16 protein-coding genes are annotated in these 21,024 nt (G+C 71.8%); 5 read left to right on the top strand and 11 right to left on the bottom strand.

Features of this window, described 5'->3' with window-relative positions; all coding sequences use genetic code 11:
• Positions 1 to 193 precede the first annotated feature (193 nt).
• On the top strand, positions 194 to 3,793 hold the full coding sequence (locus N7925_RS18520; protein WP_274344508.1) for an ATP-binding protein: 3,600 nt from the start codon (positions 194 to 196) through the stop codon (positions 3,791 to 3,793).
• Positions 3,794 to 3,842: 49 nt separating this feature from the next.
• Here N7925_RS18520 and N7925_RS18515 read toward each other — a convergent pair whose 3' ends face one another.
• The 5 genes from N7925_RS18515 to N7925_RS18495 form a co-directional block, all read right to left on the bottom strand.
• Positions 3,843 to 5,093, bottom strand: coding sequence for a MerR family DNA-binding transcriptional regulator (locus N7925_RS18515; RefSeq protein WP_274344507.1), 1,251 nt, complete (start codon positions 5,091 to 5,093; stop codon positions 3,843 to 3,845).
• A gap of 132 nt (positions 5,094 to 5,225) precedes the next feature.
• Entirely contained in the window at positions 5,226 to 6,095 is an 870-nt protein-coding gene (locus tag N7925_RS18510) for an ABC transporter permease (RefSeq protein WP_274344506.1), read from the bottom strand.
• A complete protein-coding gene (locus N7925_RS18505; RefSeq protein WP_265600665.1) occupies positions 6,092 to 7,063 on the bottom strand; it encodes an ATP-binding cassette domain-containing protein in 972 nt (323 codons plus the stop codon). Before N7925_RS18505 ends, N7925_RS18510 begins: the two co-directional genes overlap by 4 nt.
• 65 nt (positions 7,064 to 7,128) lie before the next feature.
• Positions 7,129 to 7,779 carry an NADPH-dependent FMN reductase gene (locus tag N7925_RS18500; protein ID WP_274344505.1) on the bottom strand — a complete coding sequence of 217 codons (651 nt, stop codon included), beginning with the start codon at positions 7,777 to 7,779 and terminating at the stop codon, positions 7,129 to 7,131.
• A gap of 188 nt (positions 7,780 to 7,967) precedes the next feature.
• Complete coding sequence (locus tag N7925_RS18495) at positions 7,968 to 8,375, bottom strand: hypothetical protein (RefSeq protein WP_274344504.1); 408 nt, start codon at positions 8,373 to 8,375, stop codon at positions 7,968 to 7,970.
• Positions 8,376 to 8,506: 131 nt separating this feature from the next.
• Here N7925_RS18495 and N7925_RS18490 point away from each other — a divergent pair, with 131 nt between their 5' ends.
• On the top strand, positions 8,507 to 9,400 hold the full coding sequence (locus N7925_RS18490; protein WP_274344503.1) for a hypothetical protein: 894 nt from the start codon (positions 8,507 to 8,509) through the stop codon (positions 9,398 to 9,400).
• Between the two features lie 59 nt (positions 9,401 to 9,459).
• On the top strand, positions 9,460 to 9,705 hold the full coding sequence (locus N7925_RS18485; protein ID WP_265600661.1) for a DUF2630 family protein: 246 nt from the start codon (positions 9,460 to 9,462) through the stop codon (positions 9,703 to 9,705).
• A gap of 64 nt (positions 9,706 to 9,769) precedes the next feature.
• On the opposite strand, the gene N7925_RS18480 is transcribed toward N7925_RS18485, so the two are convergent.
• Together N7925_RS18480 and N7925_RS18475 are read right to left on the bottom strand one after the other, a co-directional pair.
• Entirely contained in the window at positions 9,770 to 10,171 is a 402-nt protein-coding gene (locus tag N7925_RS18480; RefSeq protein WP_265600660.1) for an RNA-binding S4 domain-containing protein, read from the bottom strand.
• Positions 10,172 to 10,235: 64 nt separating this feature from the next.
• Positions 10,236 to 12,305 carry a PhoX family protein gene (locus tag N7925_RS18475; protein ID WP_265600659.1) on the bottom strand — a complete coding sequence of 690 codons (2,070 nt, stop codon included), beginning with the start codon at positions 12,303 to 12,305 and terminating at the stop codon, positions 10,236 to 10,238.
• A 293-nt stretch (positions 12,306 to 12,598) separates the two neighbouring features.
• On the opposite strand from N7925_RS18475, the gene N7925_RS18470 reads away from it, so the two are divergent.
• On the top strand, positions 12,599 to 14,227 hold the full coding sequence (locus N7925_RS18470) for a VWA domain-containing protein (protein ID WP_274344502.1): 1,629 nt from the start codon (positions 12,599 to 12,601) through the stop codon (positions 14,225 to 14,227).
• On the opposite strand, the gene N7925_RS18465 is transcribed toward N7925_RS18470, so the two are convergent.
• Together N7925_RS18465 and N7925_RS18460 are read right to left on the bottom strand one after the other, a co-directional pair.
• Entirely contained in the window at positions 14,161 to 15,501 is a 1,341-nt protein-coding gene (locus N7925_RS18465) for a sensor histidine kinase (protein ID WP_274344501.1), read from the bottom strand. The two genes, N7925_RS18470 and N7925_RS18465, sit on opposite strands and share 67 nt — an antisense overlap.
• Positions 15,501 to 16,154, bottom strand: a complete 654-nt coding sequence (locus N7925_RS18460; RefSeq protein ID WP_032752670.1) for a response regulator transcription factor — start codon at positions 16,152 to 16,154, stop codon at positions 15,501 to 15,503. The genes N7925_RS18465 and N7925_RS18460 overlap by 1 nt, the downstream gene beginning before the upstream one ends.
• A 182-nt stretch (positions 16,155 to 16,336) precedes the next feature.
• Between N7925_RS18460 and metG the strand changes: the two genes are divergently transcribed.
• The gene (metG, locus tag N7925_RS18455) at positions 16,337 to 17,950 is read left to right on the top strand and encodes a methionine--tRNA ligase (protein ID WP_274344500.1); all 1,614 of its coding nucleotides are present in this window, start codon (positions 16,337 to 16,339) and stop codon (positions 17,948 to 17,950) included.
• 219 nt (positions 17,951 to 18,169) lie between these two features.
• Here the strand turns inward: metG and N7925_RS18450 are convergent, their stop codons facing one another.
• Together N7925_RS18450 and aspS are read right to left on the bottom strand one after the other, a co-directional pair.
• Entirely contained in the window at positions 18,170 to 18,961 is a 792-nt protein-coding gene (locus tag N7925_RS18450) for a L,D-transpeptidase family protein (RefSeq protein WP_274344499.1), read from the bottom strand.
• A gap of 246 nt (positions 18,962 to 19,207) precedes the next feature.
• Entirely contained in the window at positions 19,208 to 21,004 is a 1,797-nt protein-coding gene (aspS, locus tag N7925_RS18445) for an aspartate--tRNA ligase (RefSeq protein ID WP_265600654.1), read from the bottom strand.
• Positions 21,005 to 21,024 lie beyond the last annotated feature (20 nt).

The raw sequence follows: 21,024 nt of genomic DNA, 5'->3' as shown, positions 1-21,024 counted from the left end.
CCGGTCGTACGCGACCGAGGCGGAGGCGTCTCTCCGTTCGTACGTGACCGAGCCGCCTCGCCGGTCGTACGCGACAGAGCCGTCTCCCCGGTCGTACGCGACCGAGGCGTCCCTCCAGTCGTACGCGACAGAGCCGTCTCGCCGGTCAGAGAACGGAGGGGCCGTTGTCAGTGGCTGCTCCTATCGTGTGGTCATGACCCCTGCTCTCTTCGGGCGCGACCACCCCGCAGGCGTTCTCCGCTCGGAGATCGCCCGGGCCACGGACAGCCACGGCGGTCTCGTGCTGGTCACCGGCGAGGCCGGGATCGGCAAGAGCACGCTCGTCACCGACGCCGCCCACGAGGCACGGCGGCGCGGGGCTCTGGTGGTCGGAGGCTCCTGCTGGGACTCGGACAGCACCCCCGGCTACTGGCCCTGGGTCCAGATCCTGCGCGGCCTCCGCAGGTCCGCCACCGCGGCCGAATGGGCAGCGGCCCAGGATGCGTCGGACGGCCGGCTCGCCGCGTTCCTGGGCGACCCGGTCAGGGTCGCCATGGGCGGGACGGACGGTCCCAGCGTGCCTATGGCTCCGGCTCCGGCTCCGGCTCCAGGGCCGACCCCGGGCGCCGCCGGTGGCTCGGGCCCCCAGGGGGCGCACGACGGCGGCTCCGGCTCCGGCACGGAAACGGGCACGAGCCCGCCGGGCGGCGGCTCGCCGGGCGACGGTTCGTCGGAGGGGGCCGAGGCCTTCGGGCTCTTCGACGCGGTGACCACGGCTCTCGTCACGGTCTCCCAGAGCCGGCCGCTGGTGGTCGTCCTCGACGATCTGCACAGCGCCGACCCGGCCTCCCTGCGCCTGCTCGAATTCGCCGCCCAGCACGCCTGGTTCGAGCGGCTGCTACTGATCGGCACCTACCGGGACGTCGAGGTGGAGGCCCCCGGGCACCCGCTCCAGCAGCTGATTCTGCCGCTGGTCTCGCGCGCCGCCGCGACCCTCACCCTGACCGGTCTCGGCCGGGACGAAGTGGGGGCGCTGATGACGGTGACGACGGGCCGCGAGCCCACACCGCAACTGGTCGACGAGGTCCACCGGCGCACCGGCGGCAACCCCTTCTTCGTCGAACAGACCGCCCGGCTCTGGCACAGCGGAAGCCCGGTCTCCACCATTCCGCCCGGCGTGCGGGAAGCGGTCCGCCGGCGGCTCGCCCTGCTGCCCGAGCCCGTCGTCGCCCTGCTGACCAGCGCCGCCCTGCTCGGCCGGGAGTTCCGCCGCCAGGTCCTGGCCGTGGTGCACGGCGCACCGGTCCCCCACGTGGACCGGCTGCTGGAGCCCGCCGTCGTCGCCCGTGTCGTCGTCCCCCGCCCCTCCGGGCAGTACGCCTTCACCCACGACCTGCTGCGCGAGACGCTGTACGCCTCGCTGGACGACGCCGAGGCCCGCGACCGCCATGCCGCCGCCGTACGGTCCCTGGACGCGCACGGCGGCCTCGGCGACGCGGTCCGACCCGGCGACCTCGCCCGGCACGCCCACCTCGCCGGCGAGGCCCTGGACCGCGACCGCCGGATCGACCTGCTGCTGGCGGCCGCCCGGGACGCCTCGGGACGCCTGGCCGACGAGGAGGCCTCCGGCCACTACCGGCGCGCCCTCGCGGTGGCCGGGACGGGCCCGGCGGGGGCCGAGGGCCGGGGCCCGGACCTGCGGCGTGCCGCGCTGATCGGTCTCGACCTCGCCGGACAGCTCCGGCACGCGGGGGAGACGGCCGAGGCGGAGCGGCTGCTGGACCGGTCGGTCGCCCTGGCCCGGGAGCTGGACGAACCGGAGCTACTGGCCCGGGTGGCGATCACCATCCACCGGGACGGGTCCTTCGGCGGCCACGGCGTGGCCACGATGGGCCTCCTCGCCGAGGCACACCGCAGGATCACCGGCAAGGAGGGCCAGGAGGGACTCTCCGACGACCGGCTCGCCCAGGAACTGGCCATCCACATCATGGCGCTGGCCCGGAGCGGCTCGGACGACGAGGCGCTCGCCTTCTCGCTCTGGGCGCGCCACGACTCCGTGTGGGGTCTCGGCTCGGCGGTGGAGCGGCTCGGGCTGACCGACGAGATGACCGTCGTCGGCCGGCGCACCCAGCACCAGGACATGGAACTGAACGCGACGTCCATGCGCTGGGTGACCCTGCTGGAGCTGGGCGACCCGGCCTTCCTCGACCAGTTCCGGGCGTTCGTCCGGCTCGCCGAGCTGACCGGGCTGCCCCGGTTCGCCCTGGGGGTCGCCGTCGACACCAGCCTGATCGCCTCCCTGCAGGGCCGGTTCGCCGAGGCGTCCACCGCGCTGGAGGACGACGCACTCGCCCAGGAGAACAGCGACCACGCCTCCTTCGGCTTCATGGGGTACCACCTGCGCTGGGCGATGCACCTGCTCCGGGGCCACTTCGCCGAGGCCGAGGAGACCCTCGGCGAGCTTCCGGGCTCCGGGTATCCCTATCCCGGGCTGCTGGAAGCGGTCACCTCGGCGGAGCAGGGCGACGCCGCTCCCGCGCTGCGCCTGATCGCCGAGCACGCGGACCGCGCCGCACCCTATCCGCGGGCGTTCATGCCGCTGTGGCTCAGGCTGCTGGCCCAGACGGCCGCGATCAAGCGCGACCCGCGGCTCATCACCCGCGCGGAGGACGAGCTGACGCCCTACACGGGCCAGTGGGTCGTCTCGCTGTACGGGTGCGACATCGGCGGCCCCGTCGACCTCTGGCTCGGGATGCTCGCCGCCGCGCGCGACGACCAGGACGCGGCGGTGGCGGCGCTCACCGAGGCCGCCGCCTCCTCGGACCGCCTCGGCGCCCGCCCCTGGGCCGTACGCGCCCGGCTGTGCCTGGCCCGCTCCCTGCTCGCCCGCGCCGAAGCGTCCGGTGCCGGGGCAGCCGGTGAGAGGGCAACCGGTGCCGGGGCAGCCGGTGACGCCGGGCAGGCCCGTCGGCTGCTCGGTGAAGTGGAGCGGGAGGCGGGTGAGTTGGCCCTGGCCCACATGGCCGCCGAGGCCGCAGCCCTCCGCACGCCCCCGCCCATCACGGCTGCCCGTAGCACTACGGCGATCGACGCCTCCGCCGCCTCCCGCCTCGCCATCGCCTCCGGCCCCGCCGCCTCCGGTCCCGCCGCCTCGCCGGCCCAGGACCCGGTCGCGGCTCCGGAGCGGAGCACGGCCGGGGTAGCGGCCGCATCATCATCGGCAGGGGTATCGACCGGGTCGTCATCGGCCGGGGACCGGGCCGTGCCGTCCGCCGAGTTCCGGCGGAACGGGCCGGTGTGGCAGCTGCGTTGGGACGGGGTGACCGTGCACGTCCCGGACGCCAAGGGCCTGCGGGACCTGCACAGCCTGCTGGGGCTGCCCGGCGCCGACGTCCCGGCCGTCCGGCTCCTCGCGCCCGAGGGCGGGGACCTCGTGACCGCCGCCGGACAGCTCGGCGGCGATCCGGTGCTCGACGAGGAGGCCAAGCGCCGCTACAAGGAACACCTGGCCCGGCTGGACGCCGAGATAGACCGGGCCGCCGCCCGGGACGACGTCCGGGGGGTCGAGACATACGACCGGGAGCGGCAGGCCCTCCTCGACCAGCTCCGCACCGCGGCCGGTCTCGGCGGCCGGACCCGCCGACTGGGCGACCAGACCGAGCGGGCCCGCAAGACGGTCACCGCCCGGATCCGCGACACCCTGCGGAAGCTGGACACCCTGCACCCCGCGCTGGCAGCCCATCTGAAGGCCTCCGTGACGACCGGGACCACCTGCGCCTACCGTCCCGAGCACACCCCCGACTGGCGCCTCTGACCCGAGCCGCTACGCCTCTTCGCGGCTACTCCTCTGCTCCTCTTCACCGCTACTCCTCGACGACGTCGGCGACGACGCACGCCACGTTGTCGGGTCCGCCCGCCTCGCGGGCCAGGCCGACCAACCGGCGTACGGCCGCCTCCGGGTCCTCCGCCGCGATGACCGTCGCCCTCAGCTCCGCCTCGTCCACCACTGCGGACAGCCCGTCCGAGCAGAGCAGATAACGGTCCCCTGCCCTCACCTCCCGCAAGCTGACGTCGGGGCGGCCCGCCACGGCCACCGGGGCGGACCGCGCCTCCCCGACCAGCGCCTTCAGCAGCAGCGCGGGCCCCGGGTGGGAAGCGGCCTCCTCCCGGCTCAGCGAACCGTCGTCGATCATCGACTGGACCAGGCTGTGGTCATGCGTGATCCGGAACAGCTCCCCGCCCCGCAGCAGATAGGCCCGCGAGTCCCCGATGTGCACGAGCCCGAGCCGCGATCCGGTCCACAGCATCGCGGTGAGCGTGGTCCCCGAACCGTCCGGGTCCGCACAGGGCGCGACCGCGTCCCGGACCGCCCGCGAAGCGGAATCCGCCGTGTCCTCCAGGGCGTTCAGCAGATCCGCCGCGGACAGCGCACCCTCACGGGCGCCCCACGCGGAAGGCTTGAGCGCCTCGATCGCCGCCGCACTCGCCTCGGCCCCGCCCTCCCCGAAACCGTCGGCGACCGCCAGCAGCCGGGACCCCGCGAACGCCGCGTCCTGGTTCGCCGTACGCACCGCCCCGGTATCGGTCAGCGCCGCACACCGGACCGCGAGCGCCACCGCCCCCGGGCCGCTAGCTGTGTCCCCTGTGGTGCCCGTCTTGCCTGCATCCCCCGTGTTCCCTGTCTTGCCCGTGTTCTCCGTGTTCCCTGTGTTGCCTGTGTTGCCCGGTATCCGCGACATGACCCTGCCCTCCGCTGACAGATGGTCGACGAGGTACATCGCCAGATCGCGCCGGGCCGCCGTCTCGGCCTCCACCCGCGCCCAGTAGGCCCGGATCTCCACGGCCGCGGCGCCCGCGTCGAGCGCCACGACCCGGCCGATCCGGCTCAGGGGCATGCCGATCCTGCGCAGCCACGCCACGAGCCGGGCCCCCTCCGCCTGCGCCGGGTCGTAGTACCGGTAACCGTTCACCGGGTCGACCAGGGCGGGCCGGAGCAGCCCCAGCTCGTCGTAGCGCCGGAGCGCCTTGGCGGAGAGCCGGGACAACCGGGCGAACTCCCCGATCGTCACCAGCTCTCCGCTCCCGGCGCCCACCGCGCGGCCTTCGCGTTCCACCCCGTACCTCCTCGTACCGGGCGCCTTCCGCCCGGCCCCACCGATCCTGGGGCTTCCCCTGCGGGGAAGGTCAAGGACGCACGCGGCGGATGCCTCCGCGACGCACGGGCATACGAGCCCGCCCGCCGCAGGTCACTTCCGGTTGTAGAGCCGCATCGTCACCGCGCCGAAGACCACCAGGAGCACCCCGGACCAACCCAGCGTCCAGGCGATGTCGGCGGCCGGCCAGTTGCCCTGCATCAGCTCACGCACCGCCGTGCTGAGGTGGGTAACCGGGCTGTTGTTCACGAAGACCTGGAGCCAGCCCGGCATCGTCTTCGGGTCGACGAAGACATTGCTGAGGAACGTCAACGGGAAGATCACCATCATGCTGACGCCCATCACCGACTTCTCGGAGCGCAGCAGCAGCCCGAACATGGTCCAGATCCAGGAGAACGAGAACGAGAACACGACCAGCAGAGCGACACCGGCCAGCACACCGAGCACACCGCCGTCCGGACGGAACCCGATGATCATGCCGACGGCGAGCATCACCGCCGACGCCAGCAGATAGCGCAGGACGTCGCCGAGCAGATAGCCGACCATCGGAGCGGGCCGCCAGATCGGCAGCGTGCGGAACCGGTCGAAGACGCCCTTGGCAATGTCCGTGTTGACCGCGATACCCGTGTACATCGTGATCATCACGACGCTCATCACCATGATGCCGGGCAGCAGGAACTGGATGTACTCCTCGGTGGAGCCGGCCAGCGCCCCTCCGAAGAGGTACGTGTACATCAGGACCAGCATGATCGGGAAAGCCGTCACATCGAAGAGCTGTTCCGGCACGTGTTTGATCTTCAGCATGGCGCGCCAGCCGAAGGTCATCGATGCCGACACGGCGCTGGGCCTCGGTGGCGGCTGCTGGCCCACCAGGAGCGCCGAGAGGCGTTCCTGGTCCGGTGCGGCGAGCTCGACGCCCTCCAGCTCCGTCTTGAGCTCCGTCTTGGCGGTCGCGGTGCTCATGCCGCCGCTCCCTTCTTGTCCGTGAGTGCGAGGAAGACCTCGTCGAGGCTGGGCTGTCCCAGCGAGAAGTTGTCGACCGTGATGCCGCGACGGGCCAGCTCGGCCAGGGCACGCCCGGCCACCTCCGCGGCCCCCTGCTCGGTGCTCTGCCCGTCGACCCGGGCGGTCAGCGCCACCGGGTCCGCATCCAGCTGGACCTCCGTGTCCAGCGCGAGCGCCAGCACCTGCTGCGCCTCGGCCCGCTGGTCGGCGTCCCGCAGCCGCAGATGGACGGTGCCCGCGCCGACGGACGCCTTGAGCTCGCCCTTCGTTCCCTCGGCGATGACCTTGCCGTGGTCGATCACCGCGATACGGGCGGCCAACTGGTCGGCCTCGTCCAGATACTGGGTGGTCAGCAGGACCGTGGTGCCGTGGTCGACGACCGCCCGCACGATGTCCCAGACCTGGTTGCGGCTGCGGGGGTCGAGCCCGGTGGTCGGCTCGTCCAGGAACAGCACGTCCGGGGTGTTCAGGATGGACGCGGCGATGTCGATGCGCCGCCGCATGCCTCCCGAGTAGTTCTTCACCTGCTTGCCCGCCGCCTCGCTCAGCCCGAATCCTTCGAGCAGCTGGGTCGCCCGGTCGCGGGCCGCCGGCTTGGAGTGGCCGAGCAGCCGGGCGAGCAGGACGAGGTTCTCCGCCCCGGTCAGGTCCTCGTCCACCGAGGCGTACTGCCCGGTCAGGCTGACCCGGCTGCGGACCGCGTCGGCATCCTTCACGACGTCCTTGCCGAACACCCGGGCCGTGCCGCCGTCGGGGCGCAGCAGGGTCGCGAGCATGCGGACGGCGGTGGTCTTCCCGGCGCCGTTGGGTCCGAGGACGCCGTAGACGGTGCCGGTGGGGACGGCGAGGTCGATGCCGTCCACCGCGCGGTTGTCGCCGAAGACCTTCACCAGCCCCGTGGTCTCGATGGCCAGTTCAGTGCTCATGATCCATTCCTTGTGGGTTGTCGGGGAGGGGGGTCGGTGGTGATCCGTGTCCGGATACCGGGAGCTCAGGAGACGTACGGGCGGGCGGCGCGTGCCTCGCGCAGGGCCCGGCCCCACCAGCCGAGCTGGTCGAGCATCAGCCCCACGGACCGGTCACGGCCGGTGTCGCCGGGGTGCCCCTCCAGCGGCTGCCGGAGGAAGTCGAGAGCGACCCCGTTCCTCAGGGTCACCGTGTGCAGCTCGGTGAAGACCGAACGCAGCTGCTCCACGGCGTACAGCCCGGCGGAACCGTGTCCGTAGCTCACGAAGGCGACCGGCTTGGTCTGCCACTCCTCGTAGGCGAAGTCGATGGCCTGCTTCAGGGAGGCGGGGAACGAGCGGTTGTACTCCGGGGTGACCACGACGAAGGCCTCGGCCCTGGCGATCTCCTCGGTGAACTCCGTCATCTGCTCGGTCGCCCGCCCCGGATAGTGCACGGGGAAGTCGTAAGCGGCGAGATCCAGCACGGCGAGGTCCAGCTCGCTCCGGTCCTGGGCCCGCTCCATGAACCAGCGGCCGACCGCGTCGCCGATGCGCCCCTCTCGGGTGCTGCCGATGATCACCGCGACACGGAGGGGAAGGCCGCTTCCCGCGTCCCGGCTCCCGCCGGGGCTCTCGTCCGTGCTCCCGCCGGGCCTCTCGTGCGCGTTCCCGCCGGTGGTCCCGTCCGTCGTCATCACCCGCTCCTCCTCCCGCGACCTCCGTCGCCTTCCGGACCTTCCGGGCCTCCCGTCCGGCCCGGCCCGTTCCGCTCCCTCACCTCTTGGGCGCCAGACGCGGGGGCGCGGCCGCCAGATTGAATCTGGCGGCCGCGCACGCGGTCGGTGAGGACGGCCGGAACCCGGTCCCGGGCGGCGGACAGGATTCAGGGCTCCCTCGTGTAGAAGACGTAGAACGAGACGCAGAAGACGCCCGCCCCGACCACCAGGCCCAGAACGGTCGACCTCAGCACGCTGGTGTCGGTGAGGCTCACCAGGAAGCCGATGGCGCATGCGGTCAGCGCGCCGTAGACGGCTGCCCGCAGTTCGCGCGGCAGCGAGCGCTGGATCCGGCCCACCGCGAAGCAGAGGACCGCCAGAGCGACACCGGAAAGAAGCCCCAGCAGGACCTGCCCGCCGGTGCTGGGGCCGCCGTCGCGACGGATGAACGCCGCGTAGAACCCGTAGGCGACGCCCAGCACCAGGGGCAGCGCCCAGGCGAGCGGGGTGTGGTGGCGGGCCCGCGCAGGGGCGCGGGAACCTCTTCGGCCGGGCATGGCTGCGTGTGTGGCCATCGCGGACAGCTCCTTCCGTCGCCCCCGTCGCACGCCCCCGTTCCTCCAGAGCACACCCGACCGCGCCGCCCGGCAACTCGAATGGCGTACGGCCCGGAGCGGCCCGGCCCCGCACGGGATTCCCTGGAGGAGTGCGGACCTCTCACTCGACGATCCCGGCGACCACCGCGGCCTTCTCGGCGCTCCTGCTCGTTCTGCTCGCCGTCCTCGTGCCGCTGAGCGCGCTCTCCGCCTGGGCCGATCTGGAGATCGACGACACGGACCGGTACGTCGCCGCCGTGTCGCCGCTCTCCTCCGACCCGGCGGTCCGGAGCACCGTCGCTGACCTGGTCACCGAGGAGGCGATGCGGCAGATCGATCTAGGCCCGCTCCAGGACACGGTCCGGGAGTTCCTGCACGAGACCGTGCGGTCGTTCACCACCACCGAGGCCTTCCGGAACGCCTGGGACACCGCGAACCGGGCCGCTCACAAGGCCGTGGCAGCCGCCCTGGACGGTGACAGCGGGGAGGCCGTGACGATCGATCTGGCCCCGGTGATCGACCAGGTCAGACAGGACCTGGTCCGTGACGGTGTGCCGTTCGCCGACCAGATTCCGGTCGAGCGGACGGAGATCACTGTGCTCGGCCCCGATCAGGCCGACGTCCTCAGGAACTCGTTCCGCTGGCTCCGCTACTGCAGCATCTGGCCGGCCGTCGCCACGCTGGTGTTCCTCGTCCTGGTGGTGGGCATCGCCACCGTACGGCGTGGGCTGCGGGCCGGGCTGTGGGCCACCGCGACCGTGGGCGCCGGGTTCGTGCTCGGTGCGATCGTGCTCCGGGTGCTGGTCGCGGTCGGCCGGAGCCGGGTGCTGGACGAGGTGCCGGGCAGCGACCGGGACGCGGCCGCCGCCGTGGTCGACGCGCTGACCGCCTCCCTGCGGACCACGGTGTGGGTGGTGCTGGCAGTCGGTGTGGCCCTGCTCGTGGGTGCGGTGCTGACCCGGGTGCTCCTGCGGGGCAGACGGTCCGCGGCCGACGTGCGATGAGACGGCACCGGGGCGAGAGTGGGATCCGAGACCGCCGCCGAGCGACCGGGAGAGGCGTCATGGCCGACCGCGACATCTTCGAGAACATCGACGACCTGGTCTCCGAGGAACGCGAGCTACGCGACCGCTCCGTGGCGAAGATGGGTCTGTCCACGGACGAGAAGGCCCGGCTGCGGGCAGTGGAGGTCCAGCTCGACCAGTGCTGGGACCTGCTGCGCCGACGGCGGGCGCTCAGCGAGTACGGCGAGGACCCCTCGACGGCGAAGGTCCGCCCCGCCGACGAGGTGGAGGGGTACCAGAGCTGACCAGTGCCCCGGGGGTGCGCCTGGGGCAGCCACTCGGTGTTTCACGTGAAACACCGGGGCGGCCTCAGCGCTCTGGCGGGTGTCCCTGAAGGCGTTCCATCTCCCGGCGGTCGCGCTTGGTCGGACGGCCCGTACCCCGGTCCCGTACGGGGACCTGGAGCGCGACCTCGCGGGGCGGCGGAGGCGGACTGTTGTCGACGAAGCACTCCACGGCCACCGGCGGGCCGACCCGCTTCTTCACGATCTTCGAGACGACGACCACCCGGTCCCGCCCCGCGTGCCGGAGCCGCACCTCGTCGCCGACGCGCACGGCCTGGGCGGGCTTGGCCCGCTCGCCGCCGACCTTCACATGTCCCGCCCGGCAGGCGGCGGCCGCCTGCGCACGGGTCTTCGTCAGCCGGACCGACCAGATCCACACGTCGACCCGGACGCTTCCCTCCGCCTGCGGCGCGTCACCGGAAACCATGGGTCCGACTGTAATGCGGACCGGTGGTGGGCGGGCGGCAATAAAGCCGCCCGCCCACCGGACCTCACACGCCGATGTCGCGCCCGTCCTTGCGCCAGACGGCGACGACCGAGGGGCGGACGATCTTGCCCGGGCCGTCGGGCCAGACACTCGCCGGCTTCTCGACGGAAGCCCCGTCGATCTCGCCCGGGTGCTGGACCGCGACCAGGACCCGGCGGTCCTGGATGACCGGACCGCAGGTCTCGGCCCCGGCCGGGACGGTCAGGAACTGCTTCAGCTCGCCACGCCGGTCACCCTGGGTCGCCACGCCGAACAGGCCGTCGTGCGAGTCGAGCTTGTTGCCGTCCGTGGAGATCCACAGGTTGCCGTGGTCGTCGAACGCCACGTTGTCCGGGCAGGAGATGGGGCTGACGTTCTCCTTGGGGAAGCCGGCGAAGTACGTCGACGGGTCGTCCGGGTCGCCCGCCACGAGGAACAGCCGCCAGGCGAATCCGTCACCCGCAGGGTCGTCCCAGTTCTCCGCGAGCTCCAGGATCTGCCCGTGCTTGTTGTTGTTGCGCGGGTTGGCCTCGTCCGCACCGGCCTTGCCCGCCTTGCCACGGTCCGTGTTGTTGGTGAGCGCCACATACACCCGGCCGGTGCGCGGCGAGGGCTCGACGTCCTCGGGGCGGTCCATCTTGGTCGCGCCGACCTTGTCGCCGGCGAGGCGCGTGTAGACGTACACCTCCTCGGCGGTCATACCGGGCACGTGCGACGTGGTGCCGGTGGCCAGCGGAATCCAGACGCCGCTGCCGTCGAACTCCCCGTCGCCCGGCAGCTTTCCGGTGCCGTCGATTTCGGTGACCGGCGAGTCGCCGCTCAGCTTGGCGACGTACAGGGTGCCCTCGTCCAGCAGCGTCAGGTTGTGCTCGCGGGCCGCCCGCGAGTTGCCCTTCTTCATCCGCCTGCTGGAGACGAACTTGTAGAGGTAGTCGAACTTCTCGTCGTCGCCCATGTAGACGACCGGGCGGCCGTCGGAGGTGAGCCGGGGCTCTGCCGCCTCGTGCTTGAACCGGCCCAGCGCGGTCCGCTTGCGCGGGGTGGAGTCCGGGTCGTACGGGTCGAGTTCGACGACCCAGCCGAAGCGGTTGGCCTCGTTGGGCTCCTTCGCCAGGTCGAACCGCCGGTCGAACTGCTCCCACTTGCGCTCGGTGGCGCTCGTGCCGATCCCGTACCGCTTGTGCATGTCGGTGTTGCCGTTGGCGAAGTACTGGTTGAAGTTCTCCTCGCCGTGCAGCGTGGTGCCCCACGGAGTGGTGCCGCCCGCGCAGTTGTTGAGGGTCCCGAGCACCTTGCGGCCGGACCGGTCCGCCGAGGTGCGCAGCAGGGTGCTGCCCGCGGCCGGGCCCGTCATGCGGAACTCGCTGGTCGCGGTCAGACGGCGGTTCAGCGGGTGCCGGTTGACCGGCCCCAGCCTGCCGGTGCGGTGCTCCTCCTGGACGACGACCACGGAGAGTCCGTGCGCCGCCCAGGCGATCTCCACCTGCTCACGCGTCGGGTTGGCCGGATCGTAACCGCGGAACATGAGGATCTCGTCCGTGTACTCATGGTTCGCGACCATGACCTGCCGGCCGCGCTCGCCGCGCAGCGGGAGCAGGGAGAGGAAGTCGTTGTTGTAGCCGAACTGGCCGGCCTGGGCCTTCGCCGTCTGCTTGTCCGGGTTGAAGGCGGGCGCGCCGCGCAGGATCGGCTCGCCCCAGCGGATCACCACGTTCTGGGCGTACCCGTCGGGGATGGTGACCTTGTCGTCCTTGTTGGGCGCGACCGGCGAGAACCGCAGGCCACGCGCACCGGACGGGGCCGGTTTGTGGGGGTGGCCCGGCTTGTGACCGTGTCCGGCGAGCGCGGCGGCCTCGGCCTGCGGGGCGTTCGGGCCGGTCAGCGCCGCGGTGCCGGCGGCGGTGGCGACGGTGACCACGGCGGCGGCGCGCATCATCGAGCGGCGCGACACGGCACCGGCGATGATGTCGCCGGCGTACTCGTTGTCGCTGTTGTTGGGCGTCTCCTTGAAGCAGGCGTCCCCGCAGCGGAAGCGGCAGGTCAGCGCGGAACGCCCACCGGGATGCGAGCTGATGAACGGCAGCAGGTTGCGCACGTGGATTCCCTCCGTCTGGTGTCGTGCGTGACGGTATGTGTGCCCCCACGCGGTCCGAGGGACTCCCGGTGAACGGCGGGTGAAGTCCGGGCCACTGCTGTTCCCTTGGGGTCCGGTGGTGGACACCGTCGTGGACTCGGTCCGGGTACGGTTTCGGCTCGGTTGACGCAGGGGCGGGCCGCACCGGCGAACGGCCGGATCCGGCCGCTAACCTTACGTATCCGTCCTGGCCAGGGATGAATTCACCCAGGTCGGACATTCACCGCACCCAACTCATGCGAAAGGCCTCGCCCATGGGCATTCGGAGCTTGCTGCGTAAGGTGTTCGGCCGCACGGAGCAGGACGAGCCGACCACGGCCACCGTCCCGCCCCAGGCCGAGCGCGTTCAGCCCAAGGAGCCGGAGCCGGAGACCACTTCGGCGGCCGAGCCAGCGGCGGAGCCGAAGGTGTCGATCCCGGCCCCGGCCTCGCCCTCGTCCTCCACCTCGTCCTCCACGCCCTCCGCGTCCTCCACGGAAACACCCTCCACCGCGTCCACGGCTTCCTCCGCCGCCGACTCCACGGAGCGTGACGACTCGCCGGCCACCGACCTGGTGGCGGAGGCCTTCGACAAGGCGGCCGCCGCGCCGGCGTCGCCGACCGTCCCCGCGCAGAAGTCGGCCCCGGAAGACACGCCGTTCGCGGAGAAGGCGGAGAAGGCAGAGACGGGGAAAGAGGCGGCGCCCGCCGAGGAAGCCGTCGAGCCCGAGGCGCCGGTGACCACCGTGGCTCCTGTCAAGGCCGCCGAGGAACCCGAGTCGGCGCCGGAGCCCATCACGATCGACCTCGACCTCGACGAGACCCCGATGCCCACTCCGGAGCCGAAGGCCGAGCCGGAGCCGGCAGCGGAGGCGGAGGCTTCAGCGAAGCCGGCAGCGGAGGCTTCAGCGAAGCCGGCAGCGGAGGCTTCAGCGAAGCCGGCAGCGGAGGCTTCAGCGGAAGCCGCCCCCGAAGCGGAGACCAAGGCCCCTGAGACCGCCCCCGAGTCACCTCAGGCAGCCCCCGCCGAAGCCCCCGAGACCCCCAAGGTCCCCGAGGCCTCAGCGGCACCGGCAGCCACAGAGGCACCGAAGACCGCAGAGACACCGACCATCACGGAGACCCCGGCGGCCCCGGAGCCCGTCGTGACCGCACCCGAGCCGGTCGTCGCCGCCCCCGAGTCCGTGGTCACCGCGCCGGAGGCCGCCCCCGGCAAGCCCGCCACCACGCTCGCCCGGGTCAAGACGCATGCTCCGCAGCTCGTCGCCCCGTACAAGGCGGCACAGGCAGCGCTCAAGGCGCACGGGCTGACCGGTCTCCGCGCCCGCGTCTACCTGGTGCTCGACCGCTCCGGCTCGATGCGGCCGTTCTACAAGGACGGCAGCGCCCAGCACCTGGGCGACCGGACGCTCGCGCTCGCCGCGCACCTGGACGAGGACGCCACCGTGCCGGTCGTCTTCTTCTCGACGGACATCGACGGCACCGGGACGATCGAGCTCTCCGGACACGAGGGCCGCGTCGACGAGCTGCACGCGGGCCTCGGCCGGCTGGGCCGGACGCACTACGAACGTGCGGTCGAGGAGATCGTCGCGCACTACGAGAAGACGGAGGCCACCGGTCCGGCTCTCGTGATCTTCCAGACGGACGGCCCGCCGGACGCCAAGCAGGCCGCCCGGCAGGCCCTCACGGAGGCGGCCCGGCTGCCGCTGTTCTTCCAGTTCGTCGCCTTCGGCGAGCAGGACGCGAAGGGCTTCGACTTCCTGCGGAAGCTCGACGCCCCGAACACCGGCTTCTTCCACGCGGGCCCCGCGCCCCGCGAGGTCGCGGATGCCGAGCTCTACCGCGAGATCCTCGCCGGGCTGCCGGCCTGGACCGCCGCGCGCCCCGCCGGCTCCGAGGCCTGATCGACCGGCAGCCGTACGGTCACGGCGAGACCGCCGCCCTCCGGGCCCGGTACCGCCGTGACCGTACCGCCGTGGGCCACCGCGATCGACCGGACGATCGAAAGACCGAGGCCCGACCCCGGGCCCATCCGGTCCCGGCCCTCGCCCCGCCGGAACGGCTCGAAGAACACCGCGATATCGGCCTCCGAGACCTCCGGTCCGGTGTTGCGCACCCGCAGGGCCCCCTCCCCGGTCAGCGAGACCTCCACCGAGCCGCCCGGCACGTTGTACGTGACCGCGTTGGCCAGCAGGTTCGCCACCAGCTGGGCAAGCAGCAGCCGGTTGCCGCGCACGGAGCAGGCCGCCACCACGACGTTCACGGCCGGACCGCCGCCCTCCACGCCCCGTACCGCCGGACCGCCGCCCGGCTCCCGTACCGCCGGACCGCCGCCCTCCGCTCCCCGGCCCTGCGGACCGCCGCTCGCACCCCCTACCGCCGCACGGCGGGCCGCCTCCTCACGGACCACATGGTCGAGGCGGACTCTCTCGCGCTCGTCCGCGGCCAGTCCCCTTTCGCTGCGGGCCAGCACGAGCAGCCCCTCGATGAGCCGCTCGCTGCGCCGGTTGGTGTCCAGCAGGGTCTGCCGGGTGCGTACGAGGTCCTCGGGGGACGGATCGTCCAGGCCGATCTGGATCGCGGCGCGCTGGGTGGCCAGCGGGGTCCTCAGCTCGTGCGAGGCGTTGGCGATGAATCTCTGCTGGCTGTCGAACGCCTTCTCCAGCCGGGCCAGCAGCGCGTCCAGCGTCTCGCCCAGTTCCTTGAGCTCGTCGTCGGGCCCGGTGGGCGCCATGCGTTCGTGGAGGGTGTGCGCGGAGAGCCGGCGGGCCTTCTCGGTCATGTCGTGGACGGGTCGCAGCACCCGCCCGGCGGTCCACCAGCCCACCGCGACCGCGCACCCCGTCATCACGAGCAGGGCGGCGATCGACCAGTACAGGAGCTGTTGCCCCGCCGCGTTGCTGACGTTGTCGGTGAGGTCGTAGACGGTGGGCGGCCCCAGGTGCCGGCGGGAGATCAGCGGACCGTTCACCGCGTAGCCGGGCTGGGCGACGGCGGCGGACGAGGCGATGGAACGCGCCTCGGTCTCCGTGCCGGCGCGGGAGGCCAGGTTGACGGTGGCCAGCAGGGCGGTGCCGAGCACCAGGAAGACACCGCCGTACACGAGGGCGATCCGGGTCCGGATCGTCGAGTGCGGCAGCTTCGAGGCGTCCACCAGCCGCCGCAGGGACGGCCGCATCACAGGGCGTACCCGACGCCCTGCACGGTGCGGATCAGCGCGGGCTCGCCGAGCTTGGCGCGGAGCTTGCTCATGCAGACGCGCACGGCGCCCGTGAACGGGTCGGCGTTGGCGTCCCAGGCCCGCTCCAGCAGCTCTTCCGCGCTGACCGTGCCGCCGTCGGCCTCCAGGAGCAGTTGCAGCACGGTGAACTCCTTCGGCGAGAGGTCCAGGTCCCGGCCGTCGCGGAGCGCGGAGCGCCGTACGGTGTCGAGCCGGATGCCGTGGCGCTCCAGCTGGGGCGGTACGGGTCTGGCGCTGCGCCGGCGCAGGGCGCGCACCCGGGAGACCAGCTCGGGGAACTCGAACGGCTTGGCCACGTAGTCGTCGGCCCCCAGATCGAGCCCGGCGACCCGGTCCTCCATGGTGCCGGAGGCGGTGAGCATCAGGATCCGGGTGCGGGAGCCGGAGGCCACCAGCCGGCGGGCCACGTCGTCACCGTGCACCCGGGGGAGGTCGCGGTCGAGCACGACGACGTCGTAGTCGTGCAGGCCGAGGTAGGCGAGGGCCGCGTCCCCGCTGTACACCGTGTCGACCGCGAAGCCGGCCCGGCGCAGTCCGGTGGCGACCAGCTCCGCGAGGATCTCCTCGTCCTCGGCGACCAGTACCCGCATGGTGATGTCCCCTGCCTCGTGCACGCTTGTCCGCTCCCTCCCAGGATGCGACTTTCCTACGGGAACCATTACGGGAACGGATGTTTCGCAAAGCTCTCCACCGGAGGCCGCCGCTCCGCCCGCACGGGGCCCCACGTTTATCGATGTGAGTGGATCTTGATCTGGCCGTTAGGATTTCGACCATGGCGGCCACTGGATCCGAGAAGCAGGGGGCGAAGGCGTACTACGTCTCGACCCCCATTTACTACGTCAACGACGCTCCTCACCTGGGCCACGCCTACACGACCGTCGCAGGCGACGTGCTCACGCGCTGGCATCGCCAGCGCGGCGAGAAGGTGTGGTACCTCACCGGCACGGACGAGCACGGTCAGAAGATCATGCGCACGGCCGAGGCGAACGACGTCACGCCGCAGGCCTGGTGCGACAAGCTCGTCGAGGAGGCGTGGAAGCCCCTCTGGGAGCACCTCAACATCGCCAACGACGACTTCATCCGGACGACGGAGAAGCGGCACACCGACCGTGTGCAGGAGTTCGTGCAGGACCTGTACGACAAGGACGAGATCTACAAGGGCGGGTACGAGGGCCCGTACTGCGTGGGTTGCGAGGAGTACAAGCTCCCCGGCGATCTGATCGACGGCGAGGGCGAGTTCGCCGGGCAGAAGCTCTGCCCGATCCACAAGAAGCCGGTGGAGCTCCTCAAGGAGGAGAACTACTTCTTCAAGCTGAGCGAGTACGGCCCGAAGCTGCTGGAGTTCTACGCGGCGAACCCCGGCTTCATCCAGCCCGAGTCGGCGCGCAACGAGGTCGTGAACTTCGTCGAGCAGGGGCTCCAGGACCTGTCGATCTCGCGCTCGACGTTCGACTGGGGCGTCCCGGTTCCGTGGGACGACAAGCACGTCATCTACGTGTGGATCGACGCGCTGCTCAACTACGCGACGGCCGTGGGCTACGGCGCGAACCAGGAGAAGTTCGACGGTACGTTCCCCGCGAACGTGCACCTGATCGGCAAGGACATCCTCCGCTTCCACTCGGTAATCTGGCCCGCGATGCTGATGGCACAGGGTCTGCCGCTGCCCGGCAAGGTCGTCGCCAACGGCTGGCTGATGGTCGGCGGCGAGAAGATGTCCAAGTCCAACCTGACCGGCATCAAGCCGCAGGACCTGACCTCGCACTTCGGCGTGGACGCGTACCGCTGGTACTTCCTGCGGGCCATCGCGTACGGCAGCGACGGGTCGTTCTCGTGGGAGGACTTCACCGCCCGCTACACCTCCGAGCTGGCCAACGACTACGGCAACCTCGCCTCGCGGGTCGCGGCGATGGTCGGCAAGTACTTCGGCGGTGCGCTGCCGGAGGCAACGGCCGCCGGTGACGCCGAGCGGGCCGTGCAGGAGGGCCTGGCGAAGGCCGTGGCGACCGCCGACCGGAAGATCGGTGAGGAGCTGGACTTCCAGTCCGGCATCCTGGCGGTCTTCGACTTCGTGAAGCAGGTCAACGGCTACATCACGGAGCAGGAGCCGTGGAAGGTGGCCAAGGACACCAGCCCGGAGGGCCAGGCCCGCCTGGCGACCGTCCTGTACACGGCCGCCGAGGCGCTGCGCGGGGTCGCGGTCCTGCTCAACGCCGTGATGCCGGAGACCTCGCAGAGCCTGTGGGAGTCCCTGGGGGCCGAGGAGTCCCTGGGCGCGCTGGCCGACCAGAAGGTCCAGGACGCGGGCGCGTGGGGCGTACTGCCCGTAGGCGCGACGGTGACGAAGGGCGCGGTGCTGTTCCCGCGCCTGGAGGAGAAGCCGGCGTAGCCCCCCCGTGCGTACGCGAGGAGCCCGGGACCACGAGCGGTGGTCCCGGGCTCCTCGCGTACTGCGTCGGGTCAGCGCGTCCAGTTCTTGAGCGGCCCGGTGTCCAGCTCGATCCCGACCGGGTCGGCGAGGGTGACGGGGATCACCGAGTCGCCAGGGTCACCTGGAAACACCGCCGGCGTACGGATGCGCTCCCCGCCCGTACGCCCGATCAGTGGCTCACCGCCCCAGCGTCGCCGGGTCCCCCATCACGATCACCGGGCTCATGGCCGGGTCCAGGGTGCGCAGGAGTTCCTCCATGTTCGCCTCCGGGATGGAGACGCAGCCCTGCGTCGGCCCGCCGTGGTCGACGTGGATCCAGATGCCGCCGCCGCGTTCGAGGCCGAGCGGGCGGGTGCGGTCCAGGGGGCTGACGCCCTCCGTGCGGTTGTAGTTGATCGCGACGACGTAGTCGAAGGAGCCCTCCAGCGGCTCTCCGAAGAAGCCCTCGCCGTCCACCGCGAACCGGGGGTGCTCGTCGTACGGCAGCAGCGCTCCCGGGTCGGGGAGCCGGCCGCCCGCGTCGGTGAGCGGGTAGACGCCCGTGGGGGACCTCAGGTCGCCCGCCACATGGTGGTCGGTCCAGCCCTCCATGCCGTTGTGCGCCGGCCAGGGCCCCGCGACCGGTTCCCAGCCCTTCACCGGGTCCTCGCGGCTGTACAGGACCGCGCTGGACTGGTTGGAGTCGACCTCTTCGCCGGTCACCACGAACGCCTGCCGGGCCTCGGCGGGGATGTGGGCCAGGGTCTCCGGTCCCAGGTCCGGGATCTCGGCGGGGCTCGGGGTGGGCGCCGCGCTGGGTGAGGCCCGGAGCGCGGACGCCGCGTCGGACTGCGGGCCCGCGGCACCCTGCCCCGGAGCGCCCACGGGGGCCTTCGCGGGAGCGGCGCCGGAAGCGCAGCCGGTGAGCAGCAGGGCCAGGACGAGGAGTGGTGCGGCGAGCAGGGCGGGCGGGCGGCGCGGGACGGACACGGTGGCGGGCTCCTCGGGTGGCGGCGGCTCGACGCGGCAGCGGGGTGCGAGAGGGGTGTCTCGGTGCCAGTCTTTGCCGGGCCCGGCCCGCCCGAACCCGAACCGGGGCCATCCGGCTGTACCGCGTCGCCCTGCCGTCACCGGCTCGCCGTCGCGTGCAACGAAACAGCCCCCGATCGGGTGATCGGGGGCTGTTTCACGTGAAACATCCGCAGAGCGGGACCGGAGCCGCCGGTCCTGCGCGGACTACTTCTCCGAGGCGGGCTTCTCCGACGCGCCCTTCGCGGCGACCGGCTTGCGCAGCTGGATGTTGAGCTCGCGCAGGCGGGTCTCGTCCAGCTCGGTCGGGGCGCCCATCATCAGGTCCTGGGCGTTGCCGTTGAGCGGGAAGGCGATCGTCTCGCGGATGTTGGGCTCGTCGGCGAGCAGCATCACGATGCGGTCGACGCCCGGGGCGATGCCACCGTGCGGCGGGGCGCCGAGACGGAAGGCGCGGAGCATGCCCGCGAACTCGTGCTCGACGGTCTCGCGGTCGTAACCGGCGATCTCGAAGGCCTTGAGCATCAGCTCGGGCTCGTGGTTACGGATGGCTCCCGAGGACAGCTCGATGCCGTTGCAGACGATGTCGTACTGCCAGGCAAGGATGTCGAGCGGGTCCTTCTCCTCCAGGTCGGCGAGGCCGCCCTGGGGCATCGAGAAGGGGTTGTGCGAGAAGTCGATCTTCCCGGTCTCCTCGTCCTTCTCGTACATCGGGAAGTCGACGATCCAGCAGAACCGGAAGACGCCCTCCTCGAAGTGGCCGGCGCGCTTGGCGGCCTCGACCCGGACCGCCGACATGATCTTGGAGACCTCGTCGAACTCGCCCGCACCGAAGAAGACGGCGTGGCCCGGGACCAGCGAGAGGCGCTCGGTGAGCGTCTTGACGTCGGTCTCGGTGAGGAACTTGGCGATCGGTCCGGCCAGCGCCCCGTCCTCGCCCACGCGCACCCAGGCAAGGCCCTTGGCGCCGTGCTCGACGGCGTACTCACCGAGGCCGTCGAAGAACTTCCGGGACTGGCCCGCGGTGTCCGGGACCGGCAGCGCGCGGACGTGCTTGCCGGCGAACGCCTTGAACCCGGAGTCGGCGAAGACGTCCGAGATGTCGACGAGCTCCAGCTTGGCGCGCAGGTCCGGCTTGTCGTTGCCGTACTTCAGCATCGACTCGCGGAACGGGATGCGCGGGAACGGCGAGGTGACCTCGCGGCCGTTGCCGAACTCGGTGAAGAGCTCGGTCATCAGCTTCTCGATCGGCTGGAAGACGTCCTCCTGCTCGACGAAGGACATCTCTACGTCGAGCTGGTAGAACTCGCCCGGGGAACGGTCCGCGCGGGCGTCCTCGTCGCGGAAGCAGGGCGCGATCTGGAAGTAGCGGTCGAAGCCCGAGATCATCAGCAGCTGCTTGAACTGCTGCGGGGCCTGCGGCAGCGCGTAGAACTTGCCGGGGTTCAGCCGGGACGGGACGACGAAGTCACGGGCGCCCTCGGGGGAGGTCGCGGTGAGGATCGGGGTCGCCATCTCGTTGAAGCCGAGGGCCACCATCTTGGAGCGGATGGAGGCGATCACGGCCGAGCGCAGCAGGATGTTGCGGTGCATGCGCTCGCGGCGCAGGTCGAGGAAGCGGTACTCCAGGCGCCGCTCCTCGTTGACGCCGTCCTCGGTGTTGATCGTGAAGGGCAGCGGGCCGGCCTCGCCGAGCACCTCGACCTCGGTGACCTCGATCTCGATCTCGCCGGTCGGCAGCTCCGGGTTGACGTTGTCGGCTCCGCGCGCGGAGACCTTGCCGTCGATCCGGACGACGGTCTCCTTGGTGAGCTTCGCCAGGGCCTCGTTGCCGGGGGTGCCGGGGCGGGCGACGAGCTGCACCAGACCGTAGTGGTCGCGCAGATCGATGAAGAGGATGCCACCCAGGTCTCGGCGATTGTGCAGCCAGCCGCTCAGCCGGACGTCGGTGCCGACGTCAGAGGCGCGGAGCTCGCCGCAGGTGTGGGACCTGTACCGATGCATCGTCGTTCATCCAGTCTTCG

It is taken from the genome of Streptomyces sp. CA-278952 (assembly GCF_028747205.1).
Classification (GTDB): Bacteria; Actinomycetota; Actinomycetes; order Streptomycetales; family Streptomycetaceae; genus Streptomyces.
Note: the sequence above shows the minus strand (reverse complement) of the source record. Positions and strands in the feature narration are given on the sequence as shown.